This window comes from Polaribacter sp. PL03 (assembly GCF_033875165.1).
In the GTDB taxonomy this organism is placed as follows: domain Bacteria; phylum Bacteroidota; class Bacteroidia; order Flavobacteriales; family Flavobacteriaceae; genus Polaribacter.
The window spans coordinates 391,374-418,106 of record NZ_JAWZSV010000001.1 but is presented as its reverse complement, the minus strand read 5'-3'; the positions used below and the strand labels follow the sequence as shown (position 1 = coordinate 418,106).

General features: G+C 29.4%; 22 protein-coding genes. 10 read left to right on the top strand and 12 right to left on the bottom strand.

Translation table 11 applies throughout. The features are described from left to right. The first annotated feature begins 145 nt into the window (after positions 1-145). Positions 146-787 carry an O-methyltransferase gene (locus SHK09_RS01790; protein WP_319809054.1) on the top strand — a complete coding sequence of 214 codons (642 nt, stop codon included), beginning with the start codon at positions 146-148 and terminating at the stop codon, positions 785-787. 2 nt (positions 788-789) lie between these two features. On the opposite strand, the gene SHK09_RS01785 is transcribed toward SHK09_RS01790, so the two are convergent. Together SHK09_RS01785 and SHK09_RS01780 are read right to left on the bottom strand one after the other, a co-directional pair. Next, a complete protein-coding gene (locus tag SHK09_RS01785) occupies positions 790-1,071 on the bottom strand; it encodes a twin-arginine translocase TatA/TatE family subunit (protein ID WP_319809053.1) in 282 nt (93 codons plus the stop codon). Positions 1,072-1,655: 584 nt separating this feature from the next. Continuing rightward, positions 1,656-2,111, bottom strand: coding sequence for an RNA methyltransferase (locus SHK09_RS01780; protein ID WP_319809052.1), 456 nt, complete (start codon positions 2,109-2,111; stop codon positions 1,656-1,658). A gap of 541 nt (positions 2,112-2,652) precedes the next feature. Here SHK09_RS01780 and SHK09_RS01775 point away from each other — a divergent pair. After that, positions 2,653-3,165 carry a hypothetical protein gene (locus SHK09_RS01775; RefSeq protein WP_319809051.1) on the top strand — a complete coding sequence of 171 codons (513 nt, stop codon included), beginning with the start codon at positions 2,653-2,655 and terminating at the stop codon, positions 3,163-3,165. Between the two features lie 104 nt (positions 3,166-3,269). Here the strand turns inward: SHK09_RS01775 and mutS are convergent, their stop codons facing one another. Beyond that, positions 3,270-5,879 (bottom strand): DNA mismatch repair protein MutS, encoded by a 2,610-nt coding sequence (gene mutS, locus SHK09_RS01770; protein WP_319809050.1) that lies wholly within the window; start codon positions 5,877-5,879, stop codon positions 3,270-3,272. A gap of 88 nt (positions 5,880-5,967) precedes the next feature. On the opposite strand from mutS, the gene SHK09_RS01765 reads away from it, so the two are divergent. The 3 genes from SHK09_RS01765 (at position 5,968) to SHK09_RS01755 (ending at position 9,287) form a co-directional block, all read left to right on the top strand. Continuing rightward, positions 5,968-6,501 carry an RNA methyltransferase gene (locus SHK09_RS01765; RefSeq protein WP_319809049.1) on the top strand — a complete coding sequence of 178 codons (534 nt, stop codon included), beginning with the start codon at positions 5,968-5,970 and terminating at the stop codon, positions 6,499-6,501. 115 nt (positions 6,502-6,616) lie between these two features. Beyond that, entirely contained in the window at positions 6,617-8,617 is a 2,001-nt protein-coding gene (locus tag SHK09_RS01760; RefSeq protein WP_319809048.1) for an ATP-binding protein, read from the top strand. Beyond that, positions 8,610-9,287, top strand: coding sequence for a response regulator (locus SHK09_RS01755; RefSeq protein ID WP_319809047.1), 678 nt, complete (start codon positions 8,610-8,612; stop codon positions 9,285-9,287). Before SHK09_RS01760 ends, SHK09_RS01755 begins: the two co-directional genes overlap by 8 nt. A 213-nt stretch (positions 9,288-9,500) precedes the next feature. Here SHK09_RS01755 and mgtE read toward each other — a convergent pair whose 3' ends face one another. Continuing rightward, on the bottom strand, positions 9,501-10,850 hold the full coding sequence (gene mgtE / locus SHK09_RS01750; RefSeq protein WP_319809046.1) for a magnesium transporter: 1,350 nt from the start codon (positions 10,848-10,850) through the stop codon (positions 9,501-9,503). Continuing rightward, on the bottom strand, positions 10,840-11,643 hold the full coding sequence (gene rsmA, locus SHK09_RS01745) for a 16S rRNA (adenine(1518)-N(6)/adenine(1519)-N(6))-dimethyltransferase RsmA (protein WP_319809045.1): 804 nt from the start codon (positions 11,641-11,643) through the stop codon (positions 10,840-10,842). The genes mgtE and rsmA overlap by 11 nt, the downstream gene beginning before the upstream one ends. Before the next feature lie 87 nt (positions 11,644-11,730). On the opposite strand from rsmA, the gene SHK09_RS01740 reads away from it, so the two are divergent. Further along, positions 11,731-12,579 (top strand): hypothetical protein, encoded by an 849-nt coding sequence (locus SHK09_RS01740; RefSeq protein ID WP_319809044.1) that lies wholly within the window; start codon positions 11,731-11,733, stop codon positions 12,577-12,579. A 34-nt stretch (positions 12,580-12,613) separates the two neighbouring features. On the opposite strand, the gene SHK09_RS01735 is transcribed toward SHK09_RS01740, so the two are convergent. Further along, entirely contained in the window at positions 12,614-12,943 is a 330-nt protein-coding gene (locus tag SHK09_RS01735; RefSeq protein ID WP_319809043.1) for a DUF4286 family protein, read from the bottom strand. A 44-nt stretch (positions 12,944-12,987) separates the two neighbouring features. After that, a complete protein-coding gene (locus SHK09_RS01730) occupies positions 12,988-14,805 on the bottom strand; it encodes a tetratricopeptide repeat protein (protein WP_319809042.1) in 1,818 nt (605 codons plus the stop codon). A gap of 126 nt (positions 14,806-14,931) precedes the next feature. Here SHK09_RS01730 and SHK09_RS01725 point away from each other — a divergent pair, with 126 nt between their 5' ends. After that, positions 14,932-15,075 carry a hypothetical protein gene (locus SHK09_RS01725; protein WP_319809041.1) on the top strand — a complete coding sequence of 48 codons (144 nt, stop codon included), beginning with the start codon at positions 14,932-14,934 and terminating at the stop codon, positions 15,073-15,075. A 103-nt stretch (positions 15,076-15,178) separates the two neighbouring features. Here the strand turns inward: SHK09_RS01725 and serS are convergent, their stop codons facing one another. Further along, positions 15,179-16,453: a serine--tRNA ligase gene (gene serS / locus SHK09_RS01720; protein ID WP_319809040.1), complete on the bottom strand. Its 1,275-nt coding sequence runs from the start codon at positions 16,451-16,453 to the stop codon at positions 15,179-15,181. 446 nt (positions 16,454-16,899) lie between these two features. Beyond that, on the bottom strand, positions 16,900-17,835 hold the full coding sequence (locus tag SHK09_RS01715; protein WP_319809039.1) for a bifunctional riboflavin kinase/FAD synthetase: 936 nt from the start codon (positions 17,833-17,835) through the stop codon (positions 16,900-16,902). 196 nt (positions 17,836-18,031) lie between these two features. Here SHK09_RS01715 and SHK09_RS01710 point away from each other — a divergent pair, with 196 nt between their 5' ends. After that, on the top strand, positions 18,032-20,749 hold the full coding sequence (locus SHK09_RS01710) for a TonB-dependent receptor (protein WP_319809038.1): 2,718 nt from the start codon (positions 18,032-18,034) through the stop codon (positions 20,747-20,749). Between the two features lie 18 nt (positions 20,750-20,767). Then, positions 20,768-22,294, top strand: a complete 1,527-nt coding sequence (locus SHK09_RS01705) for a G-D-S-L family lipolytic protein (RefSeq protein ID WP_319809037.1) — start codon at positions 20,768-20,770, stop codon at positions 22,292-22,294. 76 nt (positions 22,295-22,370) lie between these two features. Here SHK09_RS01705 and SHK09_RS01700 read toward each other — a convergent pair whose 3' ends face one another. Then, complete coding sequence (locus tag SHK09_RS01700) at positions 22,371-23,585, bottom strand: cysteine desulfurase (protein ID WP_319809036.1); 1,215 nt, start codon at positions 23,583-23,585, stop codon at positions 22,371-22,373. Positions 23,586-23,684: 99 nt separating this feature from the next. On the opposite strand from SHK09_RS01700, the gene SHK09_RS01695 reads away from it, so the two are divergent. Next, positions 23,685-25,001 carry a serine hydrolase gene (locus SHK09_RS01695; protein WP_319809035.1) on the top strand — a complete coding sequence of 439 codons (1,317 nt, stop codon included), beginning with the start codon at positions 23,685-23,687 and terminating at the stop codon, positions 24,999-25,001. 51 nt (positions 25,002-25,052) lie between these two features. Here SHK09_RS01695 and SHK09_RS01690 read toward each other — a convergent pair whose 3' ends face one another. Next, on the bottom strand, positions 25,053-25,256 hold the full coding sequence (locus SHK09_RS01690; RefSeq protein ID WP_319809034.1) for a hypothetical protein: 204 nt from the start codon (positions 25,254-25,256) through the stop codon (positions 25,053-25,055). Between the two features lie 98 nt (positions 25,257-25,354). Next, positions 25,355-26,668, bottom strand: coding sequence for a Fe-S cluster assembly protein SufD (gene sufD / locus SHK09_RS01685; RefSeq protein WP_319809033.1), 1,314 nt, complete (start codon positions 26,666-26,668; stop codon positions 25,355-25,357). Between the last annotated feature and the right edge of the window lie 65 nt (positions 26,669-26,733).

The following is a 26,733-nucleotide window of genomic DNA, read 5'->3' as shown; positions in this document are numbered from 1 at the left end:
AGATACATACATAACGGAACTTATTAATTTAAGTTCCGTTTTTTGTATTTCGAAGCGCTCTTCTTATACAGCGTTTATAAGTTACTTTTCTAATAGTTTAATTAGGTCTCTTTCTAAATTGTTATTGTAATAAAAAGATAATAAAATGCATTTTTTACCAGAAAAAATAGATAATTACGTTGTAGCACATTCTCAAATAGAACCTAAAATTCTACAAGAACTAACAAAAGAAACTTGGCAAAAAGTATTAAACCCTAGAATGTTAAGTGGTGCTTTTCAAGGAAGAATTTTGTCTATGATAACAAAATTAATACAGCCTAAAAATATTTTAGAAATTGGAACTTATACAGGCTATTCTGCATTGTGTTTAGCAGAAGGATTGTCTTCTGATGGAGAAATAATTACCATAGATAAAAATGAAGAACTAGAAACACTTCAAAATAAATACTTCGAAAAATCTGGATTTAGAAATAAGATTACACAGTTTGTAGGAAATGCCATTGAAATTATACCAACAATAGATAAAAAGTTTGACTTGGTTTTTATAGATGCAGATAAATCTAATTATATAAACTACTTTCATTTAATTATAGATAAAATGAATTCTGGAGGAATTATTTTATCGGATAATGTTTTATGGAGTGGTAAAGTTGTAGAAGAATTAGACCCAAAAGATAAAGATACAAAAGTACTTTTAGCCTATAATAAATTAATGAATGAAGATGCTAGAATAGAAACTGTTTTGTTACCAATTAGAGATGGTTTAACAATTAGCAGAGTAAAATAAATTTAAAACTGTCTTTTTATTGGACCTGTAAAATCGTCTATATTATCTTTAACAGCATTAATTTCTTTATTAATGTCTTTTGTAATATCTGTTTCTATATTTATTTTTTCTGAACTATCTGTTATTTCTCTTTTAATATCATTAGTTGCGTCTTTAACTTGCCTAATTCCTTTACCTAAACCTCTAGCAATTTCAGGAATTTTATCTGCACCAAAAACCATTACCACGATTAACATGATAACCATAATTTCTGGGCCGCTAATAAATAAGAATGCTGTATTCATACTACAAAGATAATCAGTTATTTTTATAAAAAGAATAAACTATTATTGTTTAACGTAAATTTCTGTTTTTTTCTGATATTATTCATCATAAGAACACATTTTCTACTTTAAAAACAAATTGTACCTTTAACAAAAAAACTGTTTTTATGTTAATGATCAATCCTACTCAAATTATAATTTTTCTTGTTATACTACTTTTTTTAGTTGTATTTTCTTTGTTTTTAGCTTCTAAAAGCCAAAGCAATACTCGTTTTTTACTTTGGGGAGCACTCATTTTATTTGTGCCTTTTATTGGAGCATTGGTTTGTATAATATCTTATTATTCAAATAGAGAAACTAATAAGGAAGTTAAACTCAACTAATACTATGCTGTATTTATTTTTAATACCACTAATTTTAGTTGTTTTTAATTTTAGATTTAAAGCTCTTAAAAAGGCTTTGAATAATTCTAAAAATCTTAAAAGTGAAGTATTATTCTCTCTAATATCTGTGATATTATGTCTAACATTAATATTTTTTATTCAATATTAAATGAACATACTTCTACACAAAATTTAAGGAAAAATTTAGTAATTATTTGTTTCTTAAAAAAATAGCTTCGCCTGTCTATCATACATAATAATACTTCCGGCAACGGATACGTTTAAACTTAATTCCGATTTAAACTTTACTAGATGATGCGATTTTTCAATAGCTGCATTAGACAATCCATGATCTTCTGCACCTAATAAATACACACAACGTCTTGGGTGAATAAACGTTTCTAATTGTACTGCTTTTTCATTTAATTCAACGCCAACTAACATAGCTCCTTTTGGTAAATTGTTAAAGAAATCATTAAAAGTTTCATAATGAAAATAAGGCATTGCACCTGTAGCTTTATGTGTATCGCAAGCTTGTTTGGCATATCTATTACCAATGGTAAAAATAAAACTAGCACCCATATTTTGTGCAGAACGCCATAATACACCTAAGTTTTCAGGTGTTTTTCCATTCTGAATTCCGATACCAAAAAAACCTTGCTCTAAATTGTCTACCATTATTATTAAAGAGGATTAGTTTTAATTATTGGGCATAAAAGTAAATTAAATTATTCAAAATTGATTTTTTAAATCTTTTATAAATTTAAAAGTAAAAACACTATTATTAACTTTTTTTGATTAAAAATAGTGTTTTTATCTCTGAATTCAGGGATTGATAGGTACTTTATTATTTTTTAGTTTTACGAAAAAATATTGCAAAAGATTAAATATGTAAATGCTATGAAAAAGAAAATTACATAAACGTTTAAACTTTTAAAAACTGGAATTTTATGTTTTGGAATTTCATTATTATTACTAAATTGTGAAAAATAGGAAGAACACTAAAAGAAAAATAAAACAGGAAACTTGGCCCAACATCAATTTATGAATCAATATGTTGCAGCATTAGCTTATTCAATATCAGCCTATGATAGTTATCTACAAGATATTTCTTATTATACAAAACTTTCTTAGGGTGGTTTAGAACAATCTGATGCTTATGTAGCATTTAGTGATGATAAGAAAAAAGAAATTCAAACTATAATTAAAAACGAAAGAGATGCAAAAAGTACTAAATGCTAATAAATTGGTTTTCATTTGGATTTGTTTTGTGATTTTATCTTGTTCTTCGGCAAAAGAAATAACTGATGAAAATCAAATTAATGTTCTAAATACGATTATTCAATCTTCAAAATCTAGTATTTATTATAAAACAATTAATAATAATGGTACAAGTTTTAAAAAACCAATTGAGGAATATATCACTGATAATTTGGAATTTCAATTTTGTGAAACTTATATCATAAAGGAGAATGATATTGTTTTTTTAAGAAAAGAGTTTAAAAAACTAAAAGTAAAAAACTTATATAAATTACCATCAATTTATAAAAAGAACATAACAAAAGAAAAAAAAAGTTTTGAAACATCATTTATTTCCATACCCATTTTGTTTAGAAATAATACAATGGCAATATATTACAGCACTGAAACTTATGGTGGTAGTTTAACATTACTTCAAAAAAGAAACTCTAAATGGGAAACAATTTGTTCTAGTTCAGTTTGGATTGAATGATTTAAACATAAACTACTACAACATATATAAAAAAATAGCAGAAAAGTTAAAACCAAAGGTTTCGTTCTTTTTTGCTATTTTAATTTAAAAAAAGTACCAAAAACCTATTTCTTCATTAACATTCGCTTTATTTCATTTAGTTTCATCAAAGCTTCAATAGGCGTTAAAGTATCTATATTAGTAGCTAAAATTTCTTCTTTAATGTTTTCTAGTAAAGGATCATCTAACTGAAAGAAACTCAACTGCATTTCCTCTTCTTGAGTTTGCTTTAAAACATCTTTAACTTCAGAATTTTTATTGTTTTTCTCTAGTTTTTCTAAAATTTTATTAGCTCTATGAATCACCATATTTGGCATTCCAGCTAATTTTGCTACATGAATACCAAAACTATGATTAGAACCACCAGAAACTAATTTACGTAAGAAAATAATATTGTCTTTTAACTCTTTCACAGACACATTAAAGTTTTTAATGCGCTCGAAAGTTGTTGTCATTTCATTTAACTCATGATAATGCGTTGCAAACAATGTTTTTGCTTTGGTTGGATGTTCGTGTAGAAACTCTGAAATAGCCCAAGCAATCGAAATTCCGTCATAAGTAGAAGTTCCACGACCAATTTCATCTAACAAAATTAAACTACGCTCAGAAACGTTATTTAATATCGATGCCGTTTCGTTCATTTCTACCATAAAAGTAGATTCGCCCATAGAAATATTATCACTTGCACCAACACGTGTAAAAATCTTATCTACAATACCAATTTTCGCATTTTGAGCCGGCACATAACTTCCCATTTGAGCCAATAAAACAATTAATGCTGTTTGTCTTAAAATAGCCGATTTACCAGACATGTTTGGCCCAGTAATCATAATAATTTGTTGCTGATTTCTGTTTAAAACAACATCGTTTGCAATATAGGTTTGGTCTATTGGTAATTGCTTTTCAATAACTGGATGACGCCCATTTTTAATCTCTAAATCTGTGCTTTCATCCATAATTGGGCGCACATAATTATTATCAATCGCTAAAACAGAAAAAGCAAGTAAACAATCTATTTTTGCAATAATTTGTGCATTTTCTTGCACAATTTGTACATATTGAATGATATATTGTAATAATTTAGTAAATATTTCTTGTTCTAATTTGGCTATTTTTTCTTCGGCACCTAAAATTTTTGTTTCGTATTCTTTTAGTTCTTCCGTAATATATCGTTCTGCATTTACCAACGTTTGTTTACGAATCCATTCTTCTGGTACTTTGTCTTTATGAGAATTTCTAACTTCAATATAATACCCAAAAACATTGTTGAACGAAATTTTTAAACTTGTAATTCCTGTTCGTTCAATTTCGCGCTTTAGCATATTGTCTAAATAGGTTTTTCCCGAATTAGAAATGGCGCGTAAATCGTCTAATTCTTTATGAACACCTGTTGCAATTGCGTTTCCTTTATTAATGTTTACCGGAGCATCATCAAATAAAGTTTCAGAAATTTTACTTATCAAATCATCACATGAATGAAGCTGATTGCCAAGTTCTTTTACTGTCTTATTTTTACTTTTTTCGGAGGTACTTTTTATTGGTAAAATAGCCTTTAAAGAATCTTTTAAAAGTACAATTTCTCTTGGTGAAGCTTTACTAGTAGCTACTTTAGAAATTAACCTTTCTAAATCTGATATTTGTTTTAGTTGATAAGTTACCGTCTGAGAAAAAGCATCTGAGTCTATAAAAAACTTTACCAATTCATGACGATTTTTAATTTCGTCTATATTTTTTAAAGGAAGTGCCAACCAACGTTTTAAAAGTCTTCCGCCCATGGGCGATATTGTTTTATCAATTACATTTAAAAGTGTGACTGCATTGATAGAATTCGGGTTATATAATTCTAAATTTCTCACGGTAAAACGATCCATCCAAACATAATTATCTTCTGCAATTCTGCTAATATGCTGAATGTGTTTTAACTGATTGTGTTGCGTTTCCGATAGATAATACATTACTGCACCGGCAGCAATAATTCCGTTTTTAACATCTTCGATTCCAAAACCTTTTAAGCTTTTAACCTCAAAATGATTGTGCAACGTTTCATTTGCATATTCCTTTTGAAAAACCCAATCGTCTAAATAAAACGTGTAATAACGGTTTTCAAACAACTCTAAAAATTGTTGTTTGTTTTGTTTTTGAACTAAAACTTCACTTGGAGAAAAGTTTTGTAACAACTTATCAATATATTCTGCATTTCCTTGCGCTACTAAATATTCACCTGTAGAAACATCAAGAAAAGAAATTCCGAGTTGTTTTTTATCAAAATGAACCGCCGCTAAAAAGTTGTTGGTTTTTGTTTGTAAAACTTCGTCATTTAAAGAAACTCCAGGAGTAATTAATTCTGTGACACCACGTTTTACAATGGTTTTGGTCATTTTAGGATCTTCTAACTGATCGCAAATAGCCACACGCATTCCTGCTTTTACCAATTTTGGTAAATACGTATTTAAAGAATGATGCGGAAAACCTGCCAAAGCAGTTTCTGTTTCACTACCAGCACCACGTTTAGTGAGTGTAATTCCTAAAACTCCGGCAGCTTTTTTAGCGTCTTCACCAAAGGTTTCGTAAAAATCTCCTACTCTAAAAAGTAACATTGCATCAGGATATCTATTCTTGATTGCATTGTATTGTTTCATTAAAGGAGTTACCTTTTTTGGTTTTGATTTTGCCAAGTTTTTGGAAATTTTCAGTTAGTTTTGCGAAGATAGAAAAAAGTGATTAGTTGTTCATTTTTAGTTGTTAGTGAATTATCCACAAATTATGAGAAAACTTAAAAATAACGAGTTAGGTAGAATTACAGTTGATGAATTTAAAACTGTTGATAAAACCCCAATTATAGTAGTATTAGACAATATTAGAAGTTTAAATAACATTGGTTCTGTTTTTAGAACAAGTGATGCTTTCTTAATTGAAAAAATTTATTTGTGTGGTATTTGTGCTACTCCGCCTAATAAAGAAATTCACAAAACTGCTTTAGGAGCAACAGAGTCTGTTGCTTGGGAATACGTAGAAGATACGCTAATGCTTATTCAAAAATTGAAAGATTCAAATATTAAAGTTCTTGCTATTGAACAAGCAGAAAATTCTACAAAATTAGACACTTTTTATCCGAAGAAAAATGAAAAGTATGCTATTGTTATGGGTAACGAAGTAAAAGGTGTGCAACAAGAAGTTGTAAATGCTTCAGATTTGTGTATAGAAATTCCGCAATTAGGTACAAAACACTCTTTAAATATATCTGTAACTACAGGTGTTGTTTTGTGGGATTTATTTCAGAAAATGAATAAATTGTAGTAAGTTTTAATTCTAAAATTCTATTTTTAAGGCTTCAAAAAAATATCCCTATTTAAATGAAGCGAAAAGAAAACAACTTTACAGAATTATTAATGAGTTTGAACCTTAAGGTAGGATGAGTAACATCCGATTATTTAAAAAATTAAGGAATTTATTTTTTACGCAAAAATTAATAGTATTTTTTATATTTTTAGTAAGTCTAACGATATCTTCTCAAAAAAAAGAATTTGATAAAAATACAGACTCTATTGTTTTTTATTTAAAGAACGCAAAAGGATCAAAGAAGTTTCAATATCTAAAAAGAGCAATTGCCTTATCTGAAGCATCAGAAATAGATTCTCTAGTTTTAGAGTCTAATATTTCTTACGCCAAAGAAAGTTATTTTGCTAAAGATACTTTGGGTTTAACTTTCTCTAAAAATAATTTACAAAAACATTTTAAACGCTGTAAAGATTCTTTTTCTTTAGCAAAAGCATATCATTTTGCTGCATTAAATCATAAAATAAAAAATAATTTAGATAGTAGTTTTTATTATTATCAAGAATCTAAAAATATTTTTATTGGTTTAAAAGATTCTCTAGAAACCGGTAGAAGATTGCTTTCTATGGCTATTCTTCAAATTAAAGAACTCGATCATTTAGGATGTGAAACAACAGCAGTAGAAGGTTTAAAATATATAGAACCTCTTAAAAAATATAGAACTTTAATTTCTTTATATCAAACCTTAGGAAACGCTTTGGGGCATTTAAACAGACCAAAAGAATCTAGAGCCTATTATATAAAGGCAAGAGAAATAGCTAAGTTTAATACTGTAACATCTAGAAGAGAAGTAAACTATTTAAATTTATATAATAATATTGGCGCAACGTACGTAGATGAGGCAAAATTTGATAAAGCAATTGCTTTGTTTAAAGAAGGTTTACGTTTTGATAGTATTGCGACAAAATATCCAAGACAATATCAAAATCTTTTAGGAAGTTTATCTTCTGTATATTTTAGACAAGGTAAAATAGAAAAAGCAATTTCTGGATATAAAACGGTTTTAGAAGGTAGAAAAAATTCTAAATACGTATACGGAGAAAGTGTTTCACATAGTTTATTGGCAGAAGCTTACATAAAAAATAAACAATATAATTTGGCAAAAAAGCACGCTCATATTGGTTTAGAATTAGGTAAGAAAACAAGAAATAATGAACAAGTTTTAGAATGTTTACAGTTTTTAGCTGAGTTAACTTCTGGCGAAGCCGCTAAAAAGCATTTTAAAGAATATATTAAATTAAGCGATAGTTTATTTGCTAGAGAAAGAACTCGAAAAAATCAGTTTGCTAAAGTTAGATATGAAACCGAAAAGAAAGACATAGAAAATAAACATCTAAAAGAGGAAAACACAAGAAAAAATTTAGAATTAGAAACAGAAAAACAGCATAAAATAATTGGTTGGTTACTTGCAGGCGTTAGTGTTTTATTTATATGTTTTGGTATTAATATTGTTTCTAATAGAAAAAAGAAAATGCTGTTTAATGCTAAATTAAAACAGGTTGAAGTTAGAGAAAAAGAACGTCAGCAAATTGCAAAATCTTTACACGATGAAGTTGCTGGAGATATTAGAATGCTGCACTTAAAATTGGCTAAAACAAACCAATTAGAAGAAGCAAAAAGTTTAGATATTATTAATGAAAATGTTCGAAACTTATCGCATCAATTAAGTAGCGAGAGTTTTGATAAAGTGTCTTTTAAAAACCAGATAATTAATCTGGTTTCAGATTGTTTTGAAATTGATTTTAAAATAAAAGTTAAAGAAATTGATAGTGTTTTATGGAAATCCGTAAATAATTCTATAAAAAGAACTTTATTTTTATCGATTAGAGAAAGCATACAAAACACTAAAAAACACGCAGAAGCTAAAGAAGTTATTTTAAAATTTAGTGAAACTAAAAAAGTAATTATTTTAACAATTTTAGATAATGGTAAAGGCTTTAATGTTAATGCTAAGAAAAACGGAATTGGTTTAAAAAATTTAAAAGAAAGAGTAGAAGAAATTGGTGGTGTTTTTACTATTGAAAGTGAACTAGAAAAAGGAACAAAAACAATTATTGAAATACCTAAAAATGGCTAATAAATTACGAATATTAATTGCAGATGACCACCAGTTAGTAATACAAGGAATTTTATGTTCTTTAAAAGAAGTTGGAGATTTTGATGTGGTAACTACCAATAATTGCGATACTGCTTTTCAGTTGATAAAAACGAGTGAAAAAACAACACCATTTCAAATTTTATTTACAGATTTAAGTTTCGATAACACTACAGAAGATACAAAATTAGATGGTGGAGAAGAATTAATAAAAGCTATTAGAAATAACGAAATTGATATTAAAATTGGTGTAATTACTGGGCACACAGAAACGAATAGAGTTTATAATGTAATTAGTAATTTAAACCCAAATGCTTATTTGTTAAAGAGTAAGTGTGATGCAAAAGAAATAGGTTTTGCTATTCAAAAGATGCTTGCAAGCGATTTTTATTATACGCACGAAATTCATCAAAAAATAATGCGTAGAAACATCGTTCAGATACAAATGGATGATGTAGCTATTCAGGTTTTAAAAGAGCTACCTAACCATGCTAAAATAGGTAATTTAGAAGGTGTTATTAAAAAGAATGATGGCACTGTGATTAAACTTCGTTCTATTGAAACCAAATTGGCAAACCTAAGAATAAACTTAAACGCAAATAATAATACAGACTTAATTTTAAAGGCAAAAGAGTTGGGTATTATAGATTAATATTCCTTTTGCGGAAATCTACATTTCTAATTACGGTTTTCCTCATAATTATTTAGAATATTAAAAGTAGTTTTGTTGTGTAGGATTTTAACTCAAAACTCTATAAAAAAAATGGGACTAATTGCAGAAATAAGGTTAGGGACTTATTTCTAAAGTTAAGAAGAAAAAGGAGAAGACCTTTCTGTTAATTCAGAAAGGTCTTTTTATGTACTTTTATATTCCTAAAATTAACTTTGCAATCATAAAGTAAATTAAAATTCCAAATATATCGTTAGAAGTAGTAATAAAAGGACCCGTTGCTATTGCTGGGTCAATACCTCTTTTATTTAAAAATAATGGTACAAACGTACCTATTAAACCTGCAATAATAATAACAACTACTAGAGAAACAGAAATTGCCAAAGCAAGGTCTATTTTACCTTCATAAATCCACACAAAGAAGAATAAAAATAGTGCTAAAATAACGCCATTTAAAGCTGCTAAAAGCATTTCTTTAAAAAGCCTACTATTTATACTTCCTTTTACATCATCATTCGCTAAACCTTGTACAATAATTGCAGAAGATTGTACACCAACGTTTCCTGCCATTGCAGCAATTAAAGGTGTAAAAAAGAATAAAGATGCATATGTAGAGAAGACACTTTGAAAACCTTCCATAATTATAAAAGCACCAACACCACCAATTAAACCTAAGAATAACCAAGGTAAACGTGCTTTTGTTAATTCGAAAATACTATCATCTGAATCTACGTCTTGTGTTAAACCTGCAGCCATTTGGTAATCTTTGTCTGCTTCTTCTTTTAAAACATCTAGAATATCATCAATAGTAATTCTACCTAATAAAACATTATTATCATCTACAACAGGTATTGCTTCTAAATCATACTTAGACATAATTTTAGCAACTTCTTCGTCTTCTTCATTCACATTTACAGAATCTACTTTAGATTTAGAAATGTCTGATATTTTTTGCTCTGATTTTGCTATAATTAGGTCTTTTAAAGACAGTCTACCTACCAACTTATCATCTTTATCTACAACATAAATAGAATGAACTCTGGTAACTTCTTTTGCTTGTCCTCTAATTCTTTTCATACAATTAGCAACCGTCCAAGTTTCATAGACTTTTACCAATTCTTTTGCCATTAAAGAACCAGCAGAATTATCTTCATAAGATAATAATTCTTTAATATCTGCTGCTAATTCATCATCTTTTAAAGCAGAAATTACACGCTCTTGCCTTTCTTCAGACAATTCTCCAATAATATCTGCAGCATCATCAGAATCCATTTCTCCAACTTCATTTGCAATTTCTTTTGCAGATAAGTTTTCTAAAATTTTTTCACGTGTATCTTCATCTAATTCTGTAAGAATTTCAGATGTCTTTTCGCTGTCTAAAAGTTTAATGATATAAATAGCTTCATCAAAATTAACTTCATCTAAAACTTCTGCAATGTCTGCAAAATGGACTTCTTCAAAAAGTAGTTTTATATCAGTGTCGTTTTTTTCATAAATGAAAGCAACTAATTTTTCTAAAAATTCATCTGTGATTTCAAATGCCATTTTCTATTAATTTTTGCGTGAGAGAAATAAATGCTTCTACAGATAATTGTTCTGGGCGTTTCGTAAAGATAGGATCTTCTTTTAAAGTGTCTGATAGATTAAAAGATTTTAAACTAGAACGCAACATTTTTCTACGCTGATTAAATGCTGTTTTTACAACTCTAAAAAATATTTTTTCATCTACAGGTAGCGAATAATCTTTTTTTCTAACAAGTCTTATTACACCAGAATCTACTTTTGGTGGTGGATTAAAAACCGTTGGTGGAACCGTAAATAAATATTCTACATCAAAGAAAGCTTGTGTTAAAACAGATAGAATACCGTACACTTTAGAACCTTCTTTTTCTGCAATTCTTTTTGCTACTTCTTTTTGAAACATACCAGCAAATTCTGGTACAAAATCTCTATTTTCTATTGCTTTAAAAACAATCTGAGTAGAAATATTATAAGGGAAATTACCAATAATTGCTACTTGCTTTTTTTGGAAAATTTCTTGTATTTCTTTCTTTAAAAAATCGCCTTCTATAATAGAAAAATGATCTTTTGAGGTGTCTAATTTAATATGTTCTAGAGGAAAAGTGTCATGAAGGTAAGCAACAGATTCTCTGTCTAATTCCATAACAGTAACTTTTGCTTTCTTTGGTAATAAGTATTTTGTTAAAACGCCCATTCCAGGACCAATTTCTAAAATATCATCATATCCATTTCCCGTTAAAGCATCTGCAATATCTTTTGCAATACTTTCATCCGTTAAAAAATGCTGACCTAAATGTTTTTTTGCTTTTACAGACACAATCTTTGTTTTTATACTTCTAAGGGCAAAGGTACAGTTAAATCGGCATAATTTTTGTTTGTTATAGATTTTTAAAAATCAACCAAAATGCATAAAAAATTACTTGTTTTATCAATATTATTTACACTTTTTTCTTTCTGCAGTTTCTCTCAAGAGGGCAAATTAGATAAAGCAAAAGAGAGTTTAAAAAGCAGTAATTCTTCTACAAACGTAGTTAAAACGTCGTCTAAGAGCTCTAAAACTTCATCAACTGCTGCAAATAACACAAGTACTGGTATAGAAAATCCGTTTGCTAGAATAGTTTGGTTTGTTGCAGCGTATACTGTTTATGGTGTTGTTTTCGAATCTCCTTGGGAAATGAAAGGAAGAATGAGTACTGCAGAAATAGCGCATTACCCGTATGAAAAACCTTTTCATGGTAACTTTATTTATACAAATACTACCAATTATAATATTACAAGATTCGATTTTTACAATCACTTTTTAATAGAGAGTAAAAACTTATATGGTAATGATATTGGAGTAGATTTTAAATTTTTAAAACGATTTGCTTTAGATATAAATTATACTACATTCTCTGAAAACGTAAATAATAAAAGAGATTCTTTTAATATGTTTTCTACCTTACTTAAATACGACAGAATTAGAACACAGCGTTTCGATGCATGGTTTGGTTTAGGTTTTAGACATGTTTTTAATGATGTAAAAGAAACTAGATTCTTAATGGGTTTTGGTGGCGAAATTTTTATTGCAAAACCTATAAGTTTAGTTGCTTCTCATAAATGGGCAACTGTTAACAGAGAGTCTGTTAGAAACACCAAATTGTTATTAAAATATAATATTAATAACTACAGAATTTCTTCTGGTTATGAACATTATAAATTAGGTGTTTCTAAAATAAATGCTTTCTCTATTGGAGTAGAAGCTAGTTTTTAAAGAAAAGTGTTTTTATTTTTACAAAAAACTAATGTTAATTACTAACACTTGTTGGGTAAAACTCGTTTACAATCTTTAACTCTGTATTAAAAGTTAACATTTTATCTGCAAACTTCTTTAAAGTTATCAAACGAAAATCGTCTGCATGTTCTTTATAATAATCATTTAAATCTTCTCTTGTGCTTGCAGCGTATTGTATAGAATATGTTTTACCTCCCATTTCTTCTTCAACTAAAACTTCTGTTAGTTTTGCTGATGTAAATTTGCCTGTATTAAGAACATCTGTTATATGAGATTCAACCCAAGTTAACCATTCGTTATGCGCAGAATCATCAATATTTATAGTTACGTTGTATATGTACATTTTTGTGTGTAATTGTATGTTTTTAAATATAAGATTTATAGTAGTTAAACCTTATCTCCTCTTAGTTTTCTATATTTTTTTCTAGCATCAACTAAGTAGATACTAGAAGGGTGTTCGAATATTATTTTCTGATAATACTCTTGTGCTTTTTCTGTATTATTTAAATTGTTATTATAGGTTTCTGCCATCATAAAGTAAACATCGTCTGTTAAAAAACCTTGATTATCAGCTTCAATAATTTTAGATAAACTTACAAGAGCTTCTTCGTATCTTTTTTGTTTAATAAATAATTTTGCTTGAAAAAATAACACATCATCATAGATTACTTCACCAGAAGTTAAACCATTTATAAAAACATCTTTTTTGGTGAATAAACTATTTAATTCAGCCAAAGCAGCATCGTTTTTATTCTGAAAAGCCATTAATTCTGCATTTGCCAATTGCTTTAAACCAGAAGGAATCGAATCTACAGGTTCATTATCAGAAATTTTTAAAAATAAATCTACAGCATCATTTGCAATTAATTGTGTTGTAGAACTTTTTAATACTTTTAGTTGTGCTTTAGCCCAATCGAAATCGCCTTTAAAATAACTAGTTTGCGCTACTTTAAATCTTGCTTCTTGCCCTAACTCGTGGTTTTTTAATTGTGTTTGAATTTGTGAAAAGTAAATAAGTGCTTTGTTAAACTTGCCTGTAAACACAAGAACATCGCCTAGTTTTAATTTAATTCTTGCCTTGTCAAATTTAGAGTTTGCAAAAGAAAGTGCTTCCTCTAAAACTATATTTGCTTTTGTAGGTTCATTCTTAGAAAAGGTTAAAAAATCTGCATAAGCTACTTGTAATTTTATAGTTGCTGTATTTTTTCCAAAAGTTGTAAAAAGATTCTTAAATATGGTTTCTGTATCTGGGTTTTTAGTAGCAACGGCAATATTGGCTAAGTATAAGTTTGCATTAATTATTTCATTTTTAGTAGTAGATTTTTCAACTATAAAATTAAAACACTGTTGGGAAGCATCAAAAGATTTATCATTAAAAGCTATTTGACCTATTGTAAAAATAGCACTTAAATCGTCTGGTTTTCTTTGGTATAGTGCTTTTTCTTGTATAAGCGCTTTTGTGTAATCTTTCTGCTGTGTAAATAACCAACTTAACAAGGTATTCCAAACATCTTTTGGGTTACTTGCAGACTTTCTTAAAAGTGTTTTTCTAAATAAAATGTTCGCTTCATTCTCGGCATCATCTGTAATATATGTGCTAGTATATCTTTGTACTAAACTAAAATATTGATCATTTTTATCTACTAGATCAATATAAGATTCGAACATTTTTTTAAAATTGCCTTTTTCTCCATAAATCTGCGCAATCTGAAAATTATAATTGGCATTTTTATTTGCTTCCATTGCTTTTTCATAGGCTAAAATAGCATCATCTAATAAGTTGTATTCTTTAAATAAACGACCAAGTATAGCTCCATAAGAAGGTGTTTTGTCTAAAGAGTTTATAGCAATTTTATAGTTTTCTTGTGCTTTTTCTTTTTGTTGTTGTTTCTCGAAATTGTATCCTAAATATACATATAAGTAAACCTGACTCTTATTGGCTTTAATTCTACTTTTTAGTAAATTTTCTGCAATTAAAAATTGATCTGTTTCTTGGTAACAAGAAATTAATCTTCCTAAATAAGTGGTGTTAAATGGTGAGCTGTCGTATAACTTTTTATAAATCTGAGTCGCTTTTTCATATGCGCCTTCTCTGTAGTAATTTTCTGCTAAAATATAATTATTCTGTGCTTTTTTTTGTGCAGGATTTTGACCAATAGTTACCGAGCTAATAATTAGAAAAAGAAGTAAAAATATTTTTTTCATCGAAATCAAAGATAATCAAGATAAATGTTAAAATTTTATTAAACCAAGCGTATTTTAAATGTTCCTTGTAACATTTTGGCACAGAACTTGTCTATAAGATAAATAACCAATCAAAAAATTAACATTATGAATACTTTTACTACACAATACGAAACTGCAAAAAGCAACGCTACAGAGTTTATGAAAAACGGACAAATAAGTGCCTATTTAAATTCTCTTTTAGAAATGAATAAATATAAAAGATTAATGATAACTGTAATCTCTAACTAAAGTTAGTATGTAATTTGCATCTTCAGTAAATAGCCAATTTTAGACTATATACTGAAGCTACGATTTTATTTTTATAAATTTAAAACTCCTAATAGAGTCTTATTTAATTAATCATGTCAAAACCACAATAAGGCACTAAAACAGCTGGTATTTTAATTCCGTCTGCTGTTTGGTAATTTTCTAAAATACCAGCTAAAACACGTGGTAAAGCTAAAGAACTACCGTTTAAAGTATGTGCAAATTCACTTTTGCCTTCTTTATTTTTAAAACGAAGTTTTAATCTATTCGCTTGAAAAGTTTCGAAGTTAGAAGCAGAACTAATTTCTAACCATCTGTCTTGTGCAGTAGAGAACAATTCAAAATCGAAAGTTAAAGCGGCAGTAAAACCAGTATCACCACCACACAAACGTAAAATTCTATAAGGTAATTTTAACTCTCTTAAAATATCTTTAATATGTTCTACCATTTCACTTAAAGCGTGGTAAGAATTATCTGGGTGTTCAATTCTAACAATTTCTACTTTATCAAATTGATGCAATCTGTTTAAACCTCTAACATGTGCGCCATAACTACCAGCTTCTCTTCTAAAACAAGGTGTGTAACCTGTACAACAAACAGGAAAATCTGCTTCTTGCATTAAATTACCACGAAACATGTTTGTAATAGGTACTTCACCAGTTGGTATTAAGTACAAATCATCTTCGTTAGAATGATACATTTGCCCTTCTTTATCTGGCAATTGCCCAGTAGCAGTAGCAGATTCTGTATTTACTAAATGCGGTACTTGGTACTCTTTATAACCTGCTTCAATATTTTTATCTAAAAAATAATTGATTAATGCACGTTGTAATCTTGCTCCTTTTCCTTTATAAACAGGAAAACCAGCGCCTGTAATTTTTGTACCTAATTCAAAATCTATAATATCATACTTCTTTGCCAACTCCCAATGAGGAAGTGCATTCTCGCCTAAATCTGGAATAATACCTTCGCTAAAAATGTTTTCATTATCAGCTTCAGAATTTCCTGGCTTTACAGAAGAATGAGGCACGTTAGGTATTTGATACAATAAGTTTTGCAACTCGTCTGAAAGTGTATTTAATTTCTCAGAAAATTCTTTAGACTGTTCCTTTAACAATACAGTTTTTTCCTTTAAAATATTAGCTTTTTGCACTTCACCAGACTTAAATAAACCACCAATTTCTTTAGACAGTTTATTCGATTCAGATAAAACATCATCAAGAGAAACCTGCGTTGCTCTTCTATTTTCATCTGCCGTTAAAACTTGTTCTACTAATGTTTCTGCATTTGCAAAATTACGTTTTGCTAAACCTGCTAAAACAGTTTCTTTGTTATCTCTAATAAATTGTACTTGTAGCATATTTTCTAAGAATTATGAAATGCAAATATATAATTTGTGAAGTAGTTTAACCACGAAATCAATAACAAATAATTTTACCATAAAGAGATCTAGAAACCACCATAAAAGAATAGTTATTATATCATTTGGGCGTTACCACAAGGGTCAGGCTTTTGCACTCGCTTTTTTTGTTAAAAGAACAAAAAAGAGCTCAAACAATTGCGCTATCCTTAACGCGTAGTTAATACTAAAAAAGGAAGTTAATTTAGAGTAGCGTAGACCTTACAGGTATTCTAGAAGAATATCATTTCTAGAATAAGAATTTAGAGAATACCTAAACGTAGCAGTAGACACAACAATTGTCACTTTAACGAATTGAGAAATTACATAAAAATGAAAACACAATGTAAAGCAACCTTAATATGATATCTCTAAAAACGAGAGAAAACAAAGAAATGATTAGAAGCTTACTTAATATTTTCTAAAATATAATTTCGTGCAGTTTGTTCGTCTGTTTTTAATTGAATAACTAAAGAATCTACAGAATCAAATTTATGTTCATCTCGTAAAAAATAAATTAATTCTATGGTAAGATTTTGGTCATATAAATCTGCATTAAAATCAAAGAAATGAACCTCTATTGTTTGATGATTTCCATTAACAGTAGGTCTGTTACCAATATTCATCATTCCAAAAACAGTTTTGTTTTCTATGCAAGATTTTACAACATAGACGCCTGTTTTTGGTATTAATTTATAAGTTTCTTTAACATCAATATTTGCAGTAGGGTAACCAATTTGACCGCCTAGTTTCTTTCCATTTACAACAACACCATTTAGCATAAAATTATAGCCTAAATAATTGTTGGCAGTTTTTAAGTTTCCGGTAGCCAAAGCACGCCTTACTTTAGTAGAACTTACAGAAACATCATCTATATCTTGTGCAGGAATTTCTTCTACCGTAAAATCGTATAAATGGCTATATTCTGTTAATTGATCTATATTTCCTTCTCTGTTTTTTCCAAAATGATGATCGTAACCAATAATTAATTTCGAAATATTAAACGTATTAACCAAAGTATCTCTTACAAACTCTAAAGCGGTCGTTCTAGAAAAATCTTTACTAAAAGGATGAATTATTAAATAATCTAAACCTGTTTTTTCTAAAAGATTAGCACGTTCATCAATAGTATTAATCAATTCTATTTTTGCATCTTTTTGTAAAACCATTCTTGGATGAGGAAAAAAAGTTAATAAAACAGCTTTTTTACCTGCACTTTTAGCTTCAGAAACTAGTTTTTCTAATATTTTTTGATGCCCAAAATGTACACCATCAAAAGTACCAATGGTAACAAAAGTCTTTTCTTTTGTAGAAAAATTGGCAATATCTTTAACTATTTTCAAAGGAAATGTGTTTTTTTATCGAACAACAAATGTACAATTTCTAGCGCTTTATCGTTAAAGAAAAAAGATCTTTTCAAATCTTTAAAACTGTAAAAAAAGTCGGTTTTTTTGTTATAACCATAAAATATATGGGTAAATAATCAATTATTCAAAAAAAATTGTATTTTGCATAACAGTTAACAAATTAATTCAAATTATGATAAAAAAGATTTTACTTTTTGTGTTTATAGCTTTTAGTAGTGTTGCAATGGTTGCGCAAACCACTGTAAATGGTACAGTTAAAGACGCAAAAACAGGCGAAACACTACCGGGAGCAAACATTAAAATTGAAAACAAAGCAGTAGGTACAACTACAGACTTTGATGGGGTTTTTGTTTTGACGGTCACAGATAATCCTCCATTTACATTAGAAATATCTGTCTTAGGATATAAAATGGAAAAAGTACTAGTAACAAAAAATAATCAAAAAATTGATGTAGCATTAACAGAAAACGAAACTTCTTTAGATGAGATTGTGGTTTCTGCTTCTAGAACTCCAGAACGTATTATGGAGTCTCCGGTTACTGTAGAAAGATTAGATGCAAGAGCAATTAAGAATACCTCTGCACCATCATTTTATGACGGCTTAGAAAATTTAAAAGGTGTAGATGTAAACACAAGTAGTTTAACATTTAAATCTGTAAACACAAGAGGTTTTGCAACCTTTGCGAATACACGTTTTATGCAATTGGTAGACGGAATGGATAATTCTTCGCCAGCATTAAACTTTGCAATTGGTAACCTTTTAGGAATGTCTGAATTAGATGTAAATACAGTAGAGTTATTACCAGGAGCATCTTCTGCATTATATGGTGCAAATGCTTTTAACGGTATTATGTTTATGACAAGTAGAAGTCCTTTTAACGATCAAGGAATTAGTTTTTCTTACAAACAAGGTTTAACAAGTCAAGATGCTGCAGGAGACAATACTTTTCATGATGTAAGTATTAGAATGGCATATGCGTTTTCAGAAAAATTTGCTGCAAAAGCAACACTTTCTTATTTAAAAGGTACAGAATGGTTTGCAACAGATTATAGAAATACTAGAAATGGTGAATATGCTGTTGGAGATAGATCTTTAAATGATTTTGATGGTTTAAATATTTATGGAGATGAGGTTGCTACAGATTTAGGTGGCGCTGTTGGTAGAGTTAGTAGAACTGGTTACCAAGAAGTAGATTTAATGAGAGATTATGAAGCAAAAAGTGTAAAATTAAATACAGCTTTACATTACCGTCCTTTTGGAGATGATAGATTAGAGCTAATTTTTAATTCTAAATTTGGTGTAGGTAACACTATTTACCAAGGAGCAAATAGATATAATATTAGAGACTTTTATTTAGCACAACAAAAATTAGAGTTAAGAGGTAAAAACTTCTTTGTAAGAGGTTATGTTACTTCAGAAGATGCAGGTAATTCTTATGATTCTCGTTTTGCAGCTATTAATATTAACAGAAAATGGAAATCTGACCAAGATTGGTTTAGACAATATGCAGGAACGTATTTAGTTACAGGTTCTCATGCAACAGCAAGAGCAGCTGCAGATACAGGTCGTTTAATACCAGGAACAGCAGCATTTAATTCTGCTTTTGAAGAAGTTACTGCAGATCCAAATTTAGTTACAGGAGCTAAGTTTCAAGACGAAACAAAATTATATCACGGAGATGTAAATTATAATTTACAAGATGTAATCGAATGGGCAGAATTTCAAGTAGGTGGTTCTTATAGACGTTATTCTTTAAACTCTAATGGAAGTATTTTTACAGATTACGATGGTGCAATCGATTATGATGAATATGGTGTTTATACACAAATGCAAAAATCATTTTTAGAAGAAGATCGTTTAAAGTTTACTGCTTCTTTACGTTATGATAAAGCTCAAAATTTCGATGGAAATTTCTCTCCAAGAATTTCATTAGCTTATGCTGCAGGTGAAAACAAGAATGATAATTTTAGAGCTTCTTTTCAAAAAGGATTTAGAAATCCAACAACACAAGATCAATATATTGGTTTAGATGCAGGTTCTGCTATTTTAGTTGGTTCTGCTCCAGACAATTTAGATAGATATACGAGTTCACCATTAGTTGTTAGTACAGCAGGTCAAGCTTTTGCAGGTGGAGCTACAACTACTTTATCTGGTAGATTGGCTTATGAAAATTCTTTTTCTGCAAGTTCTGTTGTAAATGGCGCACCTGTTGCAACAAACGCAGCTTTAGTAAAACCAGAAGAGGTAACAGCTTTCGAATTAGGTTATAGAGGTTTAATACATGCAGGAGAATCTAGAATAACTGTAGATTTAAGTGGTTATTATAATAGTTATAATGATTTTATTTCTGGTAAGAATGTGTTAGTTCCTTTTTATGGTGAAGTAGGAGATAATGGTTTATCTCTTTTAGCATTAAGAAATGGAGATTTTAAAGCATTTCAAGTATATACAAATACAGTAGCAAATATTAATTCTTATGGTGCTTCTATTGGTTTAAATACTAAAGTTTTAAATGGTTTTGATTTAGGTGTAAATTATACATACGCTAAGTTTGATTTTGATCAAGCGTCTGACCCAGATTTCGAAGCTGGTTTTAATACACCAGAGCACAAAGTAAAATTACAATTTGGTAAAACAAACTTGTTTAAAAACTTTGGTTTTAATATTAATGCAAGATGGCAAGATGAGTATTTATGGGAATCTACTTTCTTAGATGCTACTGTAGAAGCTAGAACTGTTTTAGATGCACAAATTAATTATACTGTACCAAGTATTAAATCTGTTTTTAAAATAGGTGGTGCAAACTTAGGAGGTAAAGAGTATTTTAGTGCACCAGGTGTTGGGGCAGTAGGTTCTCAGTATTATGTTTCTTGGTCAATTAATAACTAATAAAAAATAGAATATTTTATGAAAAATTACAAATATATAGGATTACTACTTTTATCGATTGGTGTTGCATCTTGTGATGTAAATAATGAATTAGATCCAATTTTAGAAGATACAGTACCAGAAGTACAATTAAATGCAGGTGGTTTAGATTTCTCTAAATACATTGCTGTTGGAGCTTCATTTACAGGAGGTTTTACAGACGGTGCACTTTTTATTAAAGCACAAGAGAATTCGTTTCCTAATACATTAGCGTCTAAGTTTAAATTAGCTGGTGGTGGAGATTTTAATCAACCATTAATGGGAGATAATATTGGAGGTTTTGTTTTTGGCGGAAATGCTGTACAACCACCAAGATTATATTTTAACGGAGCAGGACCAACAAGGTTAGCTGCTTTACCTACTACTAGTTTAACAGCTAGAGCAGAAGGAGCACCTTTTAACAATTACGGTATTCCTGGAGCAAAAAGTTTTCATTTAACTTTTCCAGGTTATGGTTCTTTAAATCCTTATTTCGGAAGAATGGCTTCAAGCGCAACAGCAACTGTTTTAGGAGATGCTATGGCTCAGAGCCCAACATTTTTTACACTATCTGAAGTTGGTGGAAATGATGTTCTAGGATTTGCAACTTCTGGAGGTTCTGGTGTAGATCAAAAAGATAATTTAGACCCTTCTACTTATGGTTCTAATGATATTACTAGTCCTTTAGTTTTTAACCAAGTATTTAGAGGAATGGTTGGTGCAATGACATCTGGAGGAGCAAAAGGAGTAATTGCTACAGTGCCAGATATTACATTATTACCATATTTTACAACAGTACCTTATAATCCAATTCCTTTAGATGCAGCAACAGCTGGTGCAGTTAATGGAGCTTATGCACAATATAATGGTGGTATACAACAAGCTTTTGGAGCTTTAGTTGCAGCAGGTGCAATTACAGAAGCAGCAGCAAATGCAGAGGTTGCTAAAAGAACAATTTCTTTTTCAGCTGGACAAAATGCAGTGGTAATTATAGATGAAGATTTAACAAATTTAGGAGCTATTAATCCTGCCTTTGCAGCTTTACCTCAGTTAAGACAAAGTACAGATAAAGATTTATTAGTTTTAACAAGTTCTACTTTTATTGGAACTTTAGCAGACCCTAACAATCCATTAAGTGTAAATGGAGTAGGAGTTGCATTAGGAGACCAATGGGTTTTAACAGAAACAGAGTTAGCAAGTGTACAAGTTGCTACAGATGCTTATAATGCTATAATTTTAGATGTTGTAAGTACTAATGCAAATGTTGCTTTGGTAGATTTAAATGCAATTTTAAGTGAAGCTGCTAATGGTATTCAATTTGATAATTATACAATGACTACATCTTTAGTAACAGGAGGTTTAGTTAGTTTAGATGGTATTCATTTAACTGGTAGAGGTTATGGTTTAATGGCAAATAGAATCTTAGGAGCTATAGATGCTAAGTTTGGTTCTAACTTTACGTTAGCAACAGATGGTTTATCTAAAGCAGATGATTTTCCTACAAATTACTCACCTGCTTTAAGGTAGTAAATAGAATAATTTACATAAAAAAAAGGTTGAGAATTTTTATTCTCAACCTTTTTTTTATGCTTAATATCTACTTTTAAGAAAGCATCATAACTGCTCTTTTAAGGCTAGTTATAAAAATATCTATTTCTTCTTTAGTATTGTAAAAAGAGAAAGAAGCTCTAATAGTTCCGGGTATTTTATAAAAGTCCATTATTGGTTGTGCACAATGGTGTCCTGTTCTTACAGCTACGCCAAGTTTATCTAAAATAGCACCAATGTCATAAGGATGAATTTCATTTACGTTAAAAGAGATTACAGCCGTTTTATTAGCAGTAGTTCCATAGATTTTTAAACCTTCTATCTTTAAAAGTTCTTGCGTTCCGTATTCTAAAAGTTCATTTTCGTAAGAAGCAATATTATCGAAACCTACTTCATTCATATAATCTATTGCTGTACCAAAAGCAATTCCTCCACAGATATTTGGTGTTCCTGCTTCAAATTTATGAGGCAAACCAGCATACGTTGTTTTTTCAAAGGAAACAGTTGCAATCATTTCTCCACCACCTTGGTAAGGAGGTAATTTTTCTAACCACTCTTGTTTTCCGTATAACAAACCAACACCTGTTGGCCCGCATAATTTATGAGCAGAAGCTACATAAAAATCAACATCTAAAGCTTGTACATCTGGTTTAATATGTGGTGTTGCTTGAGCCCCATCAATTAAAACAGCAGCATTTACTTTATGTGCAGCGTTAATAATTTCTTCAATAGGGTTTACAGTTCCCAAAGCATTAGAAACATGATTACAAAAAACTAATTTTGTTTTTTCATTTACTAAATTATGATAAGCTTCCATGTTTAAAGAACCATCTTCTAACATAGGAATTACTTTTAAAATAGCACCTGTTTTTTCACATAGCATTTGCCATGGTACAATATTAGAATGGTGTTCTAAAGCAGAAACTATTATCTCATCTCCTTTATTTAAAAGTGATGCAAAACCAGCTGCAACCATATTAATACTATCTGTTGTACCAGAAGTTAAAATAATTTCATAAGCTTCTTTAGCATTAAAATGTTTTTGAATTTTAATACGTGCTTCTTCATACTTGTCTGTTGCTTCCTGACTTAAAGTATGAACACCTCTGTGAATATTTGCATTGTAATTGCTATAATAATCTACAATTGCATCAATTACAACTTGTGGTGTTTGTGAAGTTGCTGCATTATCAAAATATACCAAAGGTTTTCCATGAACAGTTCTTTTTAGAATAGGGAAATCTTCACGAATTTTATCAACATTAATCATAGAAACTATATTTAATTACAAAGATAAAGCATGAATTTTTAAAGTTTTCATAAACTGAATATGATTTTCTTATTTTTACATCACTAAACTATATTTATAATGAAAATATTTAAGCGTATTCTACTTCTTTTAGCTGTAATTGTAATTATTACTGTAATATATAATTATCCAAAATTGAATATCTTATCTGGTTATTCAGCTAAAAGTACAGCTTCTTCTGTCTTTCTTGGGGAAAGAACTCTAGAGTTTACAGATAAAACAGACAATAATTTTTCGCCAGTAAATTTAGCTACAGATAAAATTGATGTTAAAAATAAGATTGCTATTTCTTCTGCTTTTGGTTTATTAACAAGAAAAGCAATTTATAGAGAAGGTTTGGGTGCCGTTTTAACTTTAGATGATAGTGATGAAAAGGCTACCTATTTAGTTCCTAAAAGATTAAAAGCAGACATTACTACCCCTTTTCCTTACGGAAATGCACCGCAAAAAGACACGGTTTTTACAAACGTAAACTATAATAAACTTAATAAAACGGTGAGTTCTATTTTCGGTAAAAATGATTCTAGAGCAGTTGTTGTTATTTATAAAGATCAAATTATTTCAGAGAAATATACAGATGGCTTTCATAAGAACTCTAGAATTTTAGGTTGGTCTATGACAAAAAGTATTATGAGTACTGTTTTTGGTGTTTTACAGCATCAAAATAAAATAAATGTACAAGATGTTGCTCCAATAAATTCTTGGCAAAATGATGCACGAAAAGACATTACAATTAACAATTTATTGCAAATGAATTCTGGTTTAGAATGGGATGAAAATTATAATGAAATTTCTGATGCAACTAAAATGTTGTTTTTAGAAAGAGATATGACAAAAATGCAAGAGGAAAAACCATTAAAATATAAAACAAACGCTTCTTGGAACTATTCTTCTGGTACTTCAAATTTATTATCTAGTATTTTAAGAACACAATTTAATACTCATCAAGAATATTTAGATTTTTGGTACACAGATTTTATCGATAAAATTGGTATGAATTCTATGGTTGTAGAAACAGATTTGGCTGGTAATTATGTAGCTTCTTCTTATGCTTGGGCTACTGCGCGAGATTGGGCTAAATTTGGTTTGTTATACTTGCATAACGGAAACTGGAATGGAGAAGAATTATTTAATAAAGATTGGGTAGATTATGTAACTACACCAACAGCAACTTCTAACGGAACTTATGGTGCACAGTTTTGGTTAAATGCAGAAAAGCAGTTTAAAGACGTACCTAAAAATATGTATTTTGCAGATGGTTACCAAGGGCAAAGAGTATATGTTTTACCAGATGAAGAGTTGGTTGTTGTACGTTTTGGTTTATCTCACTTCGATGAAAATATCTTTTTGAAAGAAATAATAGAAGCTATTAAATAATAAAACCACTTATTTCTAAGTGGTTTATAAAACAATTTAATGTTTGGTTAATTAACTCTTTCCTTTCACTAAACTAATAGCTACTGCTGCAATTCCTAGAGCAATAGTAATATATGAATTCGTATTATCTTGTGTTGTTATTAAATCTAAATCTCCAATAGAAACTTGTGCTTCTGGTTGAATCATAGTGTAAATTCCGTAACCTAATAAAATAACACCGGCTACTAATAATATTGTTTTAATCGATTTATTCATTGAATATCCTTTTTATAAAGTTACAAAAAAAAAATTAAACATAAAAAAAACCACGCAAAGAGCGTGGTTTTTGTATATAAAAAAGTAACTGAGTTACCTTATAAATCGAATCCAATATCAACACCTAATTTCTTAGCTATTAACTTGGTAATGCGTTGTTTTACTTCTGGTATTTTTACACTTTCTAAAACGGTATTTGCAAAAGCAAACATTAATAAAGCTTTTCCTTCTTTCTTAGGAATACCACGTTGTTGCATGTAAAATAAAGCTTCATCATCTAGTTGACCAATTGTACAACCATGAGAACATTTTACATCATCAGCAAAAATTTCTAGCTGAGGTTTTGCATTAACAGTTGCTTTATCACTTAATAAAACATTATTGTTTTTTTGATACGCATTTGTTTTCTGCGCTTCTTTATTAACAACTACTTTACCGTTAAAAACACCTGTAGAGCGTGCATCATAAATTCCTTTATAATCTTGATGACTTTCGCAATTTGGTTCTATATGATGTACCAAAGTGTTATGATCTACATGCTGTTTTCCGTCTAAAATTGTAATTCCTTTTAAGATAGAATCGATGTGTTCTCCTCTTTGATAAAAGTTTAAGTTATTTCTAGTGATGTTTCCTCCAAAAGAAAAAGTATGCACAGAAACAATACTATTAGACTTTTGTTCTACGAAAGAATTATCTACTAAAGATGCATTCTCATCATCATTCTGAATCTTATAGATATCTACAGTAGCGTCTTTTGCAGCATAAATTTCTGTTACCGAGTTTGTTAAAACTGGGTTAGAAGTTAAACTTTGATGACGTTCTATAATTTGAACATGAGCATTTTGTTCAACTACAATTAAGTTTCTTGGTTGCAACATTGTTGCAGCTTCAGAGCCAGTTGTAAAGTTGATAATTTGAATTGGCTTTTCTACCTCAACATTTTTAGGAATGTAGATGTAAGCACCTTCATTTGCAAAAGCAGTATTTAAAGACGTTAAATTGTCTTCTTTAGCTATTTTATTGAAGTAATTTTCAATAACAGCTTTGTATTTTGGTTTTGTTAATGCTGCAGACATTAAGCAAACATCAAAAGTATCGTGTGTAGTTTCCGATAAGAAAGAGCTGTATTTTCCGTCTATAAAAACAAGTTTATATGCATCTATATCATGTATAAAATACTTTCTTACATCTGCTAACTCAATTGAGTTTTCTTTGTTAGGAAACAAGCTGTAGTCTTGCTTTAAAACTGAGTTTAAAGAAGTGTATTTCCAAGCTTCTAGTTTCTTAGTAGGAAATCCTAATTCTTCAAAGTTTTTAAACGCTTTAGAACGAATTTCATGCACATCAGAATTGGTGTCTACATCATTTTCAAATGCAACGTATGATGATAATAGTTTGTCTTTTAATTCCATTGTTTCAGTCTTCAGTACTCAGTCTTCAGTTGGCAGTTTTATGAATTTTCATTAAACTATTGTAG

Excerpts from the sequence above, each read along its gene's own strand:
- SHK09_RS01735 (WP_319809043.1), bottom strand. The coding sequence starts at position 12,943 with ATGTACATATACAACGTAACTATAAATATTGATGATTCTGCGCATAAC.
- SHK09_RS01740 (WP_319809044.1), top strand. The coding sequence starts at position 11,731 with ATGCATAAAAAATTACTTGTTTTATCAATATTATTTACACTTTTTTCT.
- SHK09_RS01695 (WP_319809035.1), top strand. The coding sequence starts at position 23,685 with ATGAAAATATTTAAGCGTATTCTACTTCTTTTAGCTGTAATTGTAATT.
- SHK09_RS01785 (WP_319809053.1), bottom strand. The coding sequence starts at position 1,071 with ATGAATACAGCATTCTTATTTATTAGCGGCCCAGAAATTATGGTTATC.
- SHK09_RS01760 (WP_319809048.1), top strand. The coding sequence starts at position 6,617 with ATGAGTAACATCCGATTATTTAAAAAATTAAGGAATTTATTTTTTACG.
- SHK09_RS01790 (WP_319809054.1), top strand. The coding sequence starts at position 146 with ATGCATTTTTTACCAGAAAAAATAGATAATTACGTTGTAGCACATTCT.
- SHK09_RS01780 (WP_319809052.1), bottom strand. The coding sequence starts at position 2,111 with ATGGTAGACAATTTAGAGCAAGGTTTTTTTGGTATCGGAATTCAGAAT.
- SHK09_RS01765 (WP_319809049.1), top strand. The coding sequence starts at position 5,968 with ATGAGAAAACTTAAAAATAACGAGTTAGGTAGAATTACAGTTGATGAA.
- SHK09_RS01775 (WP_319809051.1), top strand. The coding sequence starts at position 2,653 with ATGCAAAAAGTACTAAATGCTAATAAATTGGTTTTCATTTGGATTTGT.
- SHK09_RS01700 (WP_319809036.1), bottom strand. The coding sequence starts at position 23,585 with ATGATTAATGTTGATAAAATTCGTGAAGATTTCCCTATTCTAAAAAGA.
- SHK09_RS01725 (WP_319809041.1), top strand. The coding sequence starts at position 14,932 with ATGAATACTTTTACTACACAATACGAAACTGCAAAAAGCAACGCTACA.
- SHK09_RS01705 (WP_319809037.1), top strand. The coding sequence starts at position 20,768 with ATGAAAAATTACAAATATATAGGATTACTACTTTTATCGATTGGTGTT.
- mgtE (WP_319809046.1), bottom strand. The coding sequence starts at position 10,850 with ATGGCATTTGAAATCACAGATGAATTTTTAGAAAAATTAGTTGCTTTC.
- SHK09_RS01710 (WP_319809038.1), top strand. The coding sequence starts at position 18,032 with ATGATAAAAAAGATTTTACTTTTTGTGTTTATAGCTTTTAGTAGTGTT.
- SHK09_RS01730 (WP_319809042.1), bottom strand. The coding sequence starts at position 14,805 with ATGAAAAAAATATTTTTACTTCTTTTTCTAATTATTAGCTCGGTAACT.
- serS (WP_319809040.1), bottom strand. The coding sequence starts at position 16,453 with ATGCTACAAGTACAATTTATTAGAGATAACAAAGAAACTGTTTTAGCA.
- SHK09_RS01690 (WP_319809034.1), bottom strand. The coding sequence starts at position 25,256 with ATGAATAAATCGATTAAAACAATATTATTAGTAGCCGGTGTTATTTTA.
- SHK09_RS01755 (WP_319809047.1), top strand. The coding sequence starts at position 8,610 with ATGGCTAATAAATTACGAATATTAATTGCAGATGACCACCAGTTAGTA.
- sufD (WP_319809033.1), bottom strand. The coding sequence starts at position 26,668 with ATGGAATTAAAAGACAAACTATTATCATCATACGTTGCATTTGAAAAT.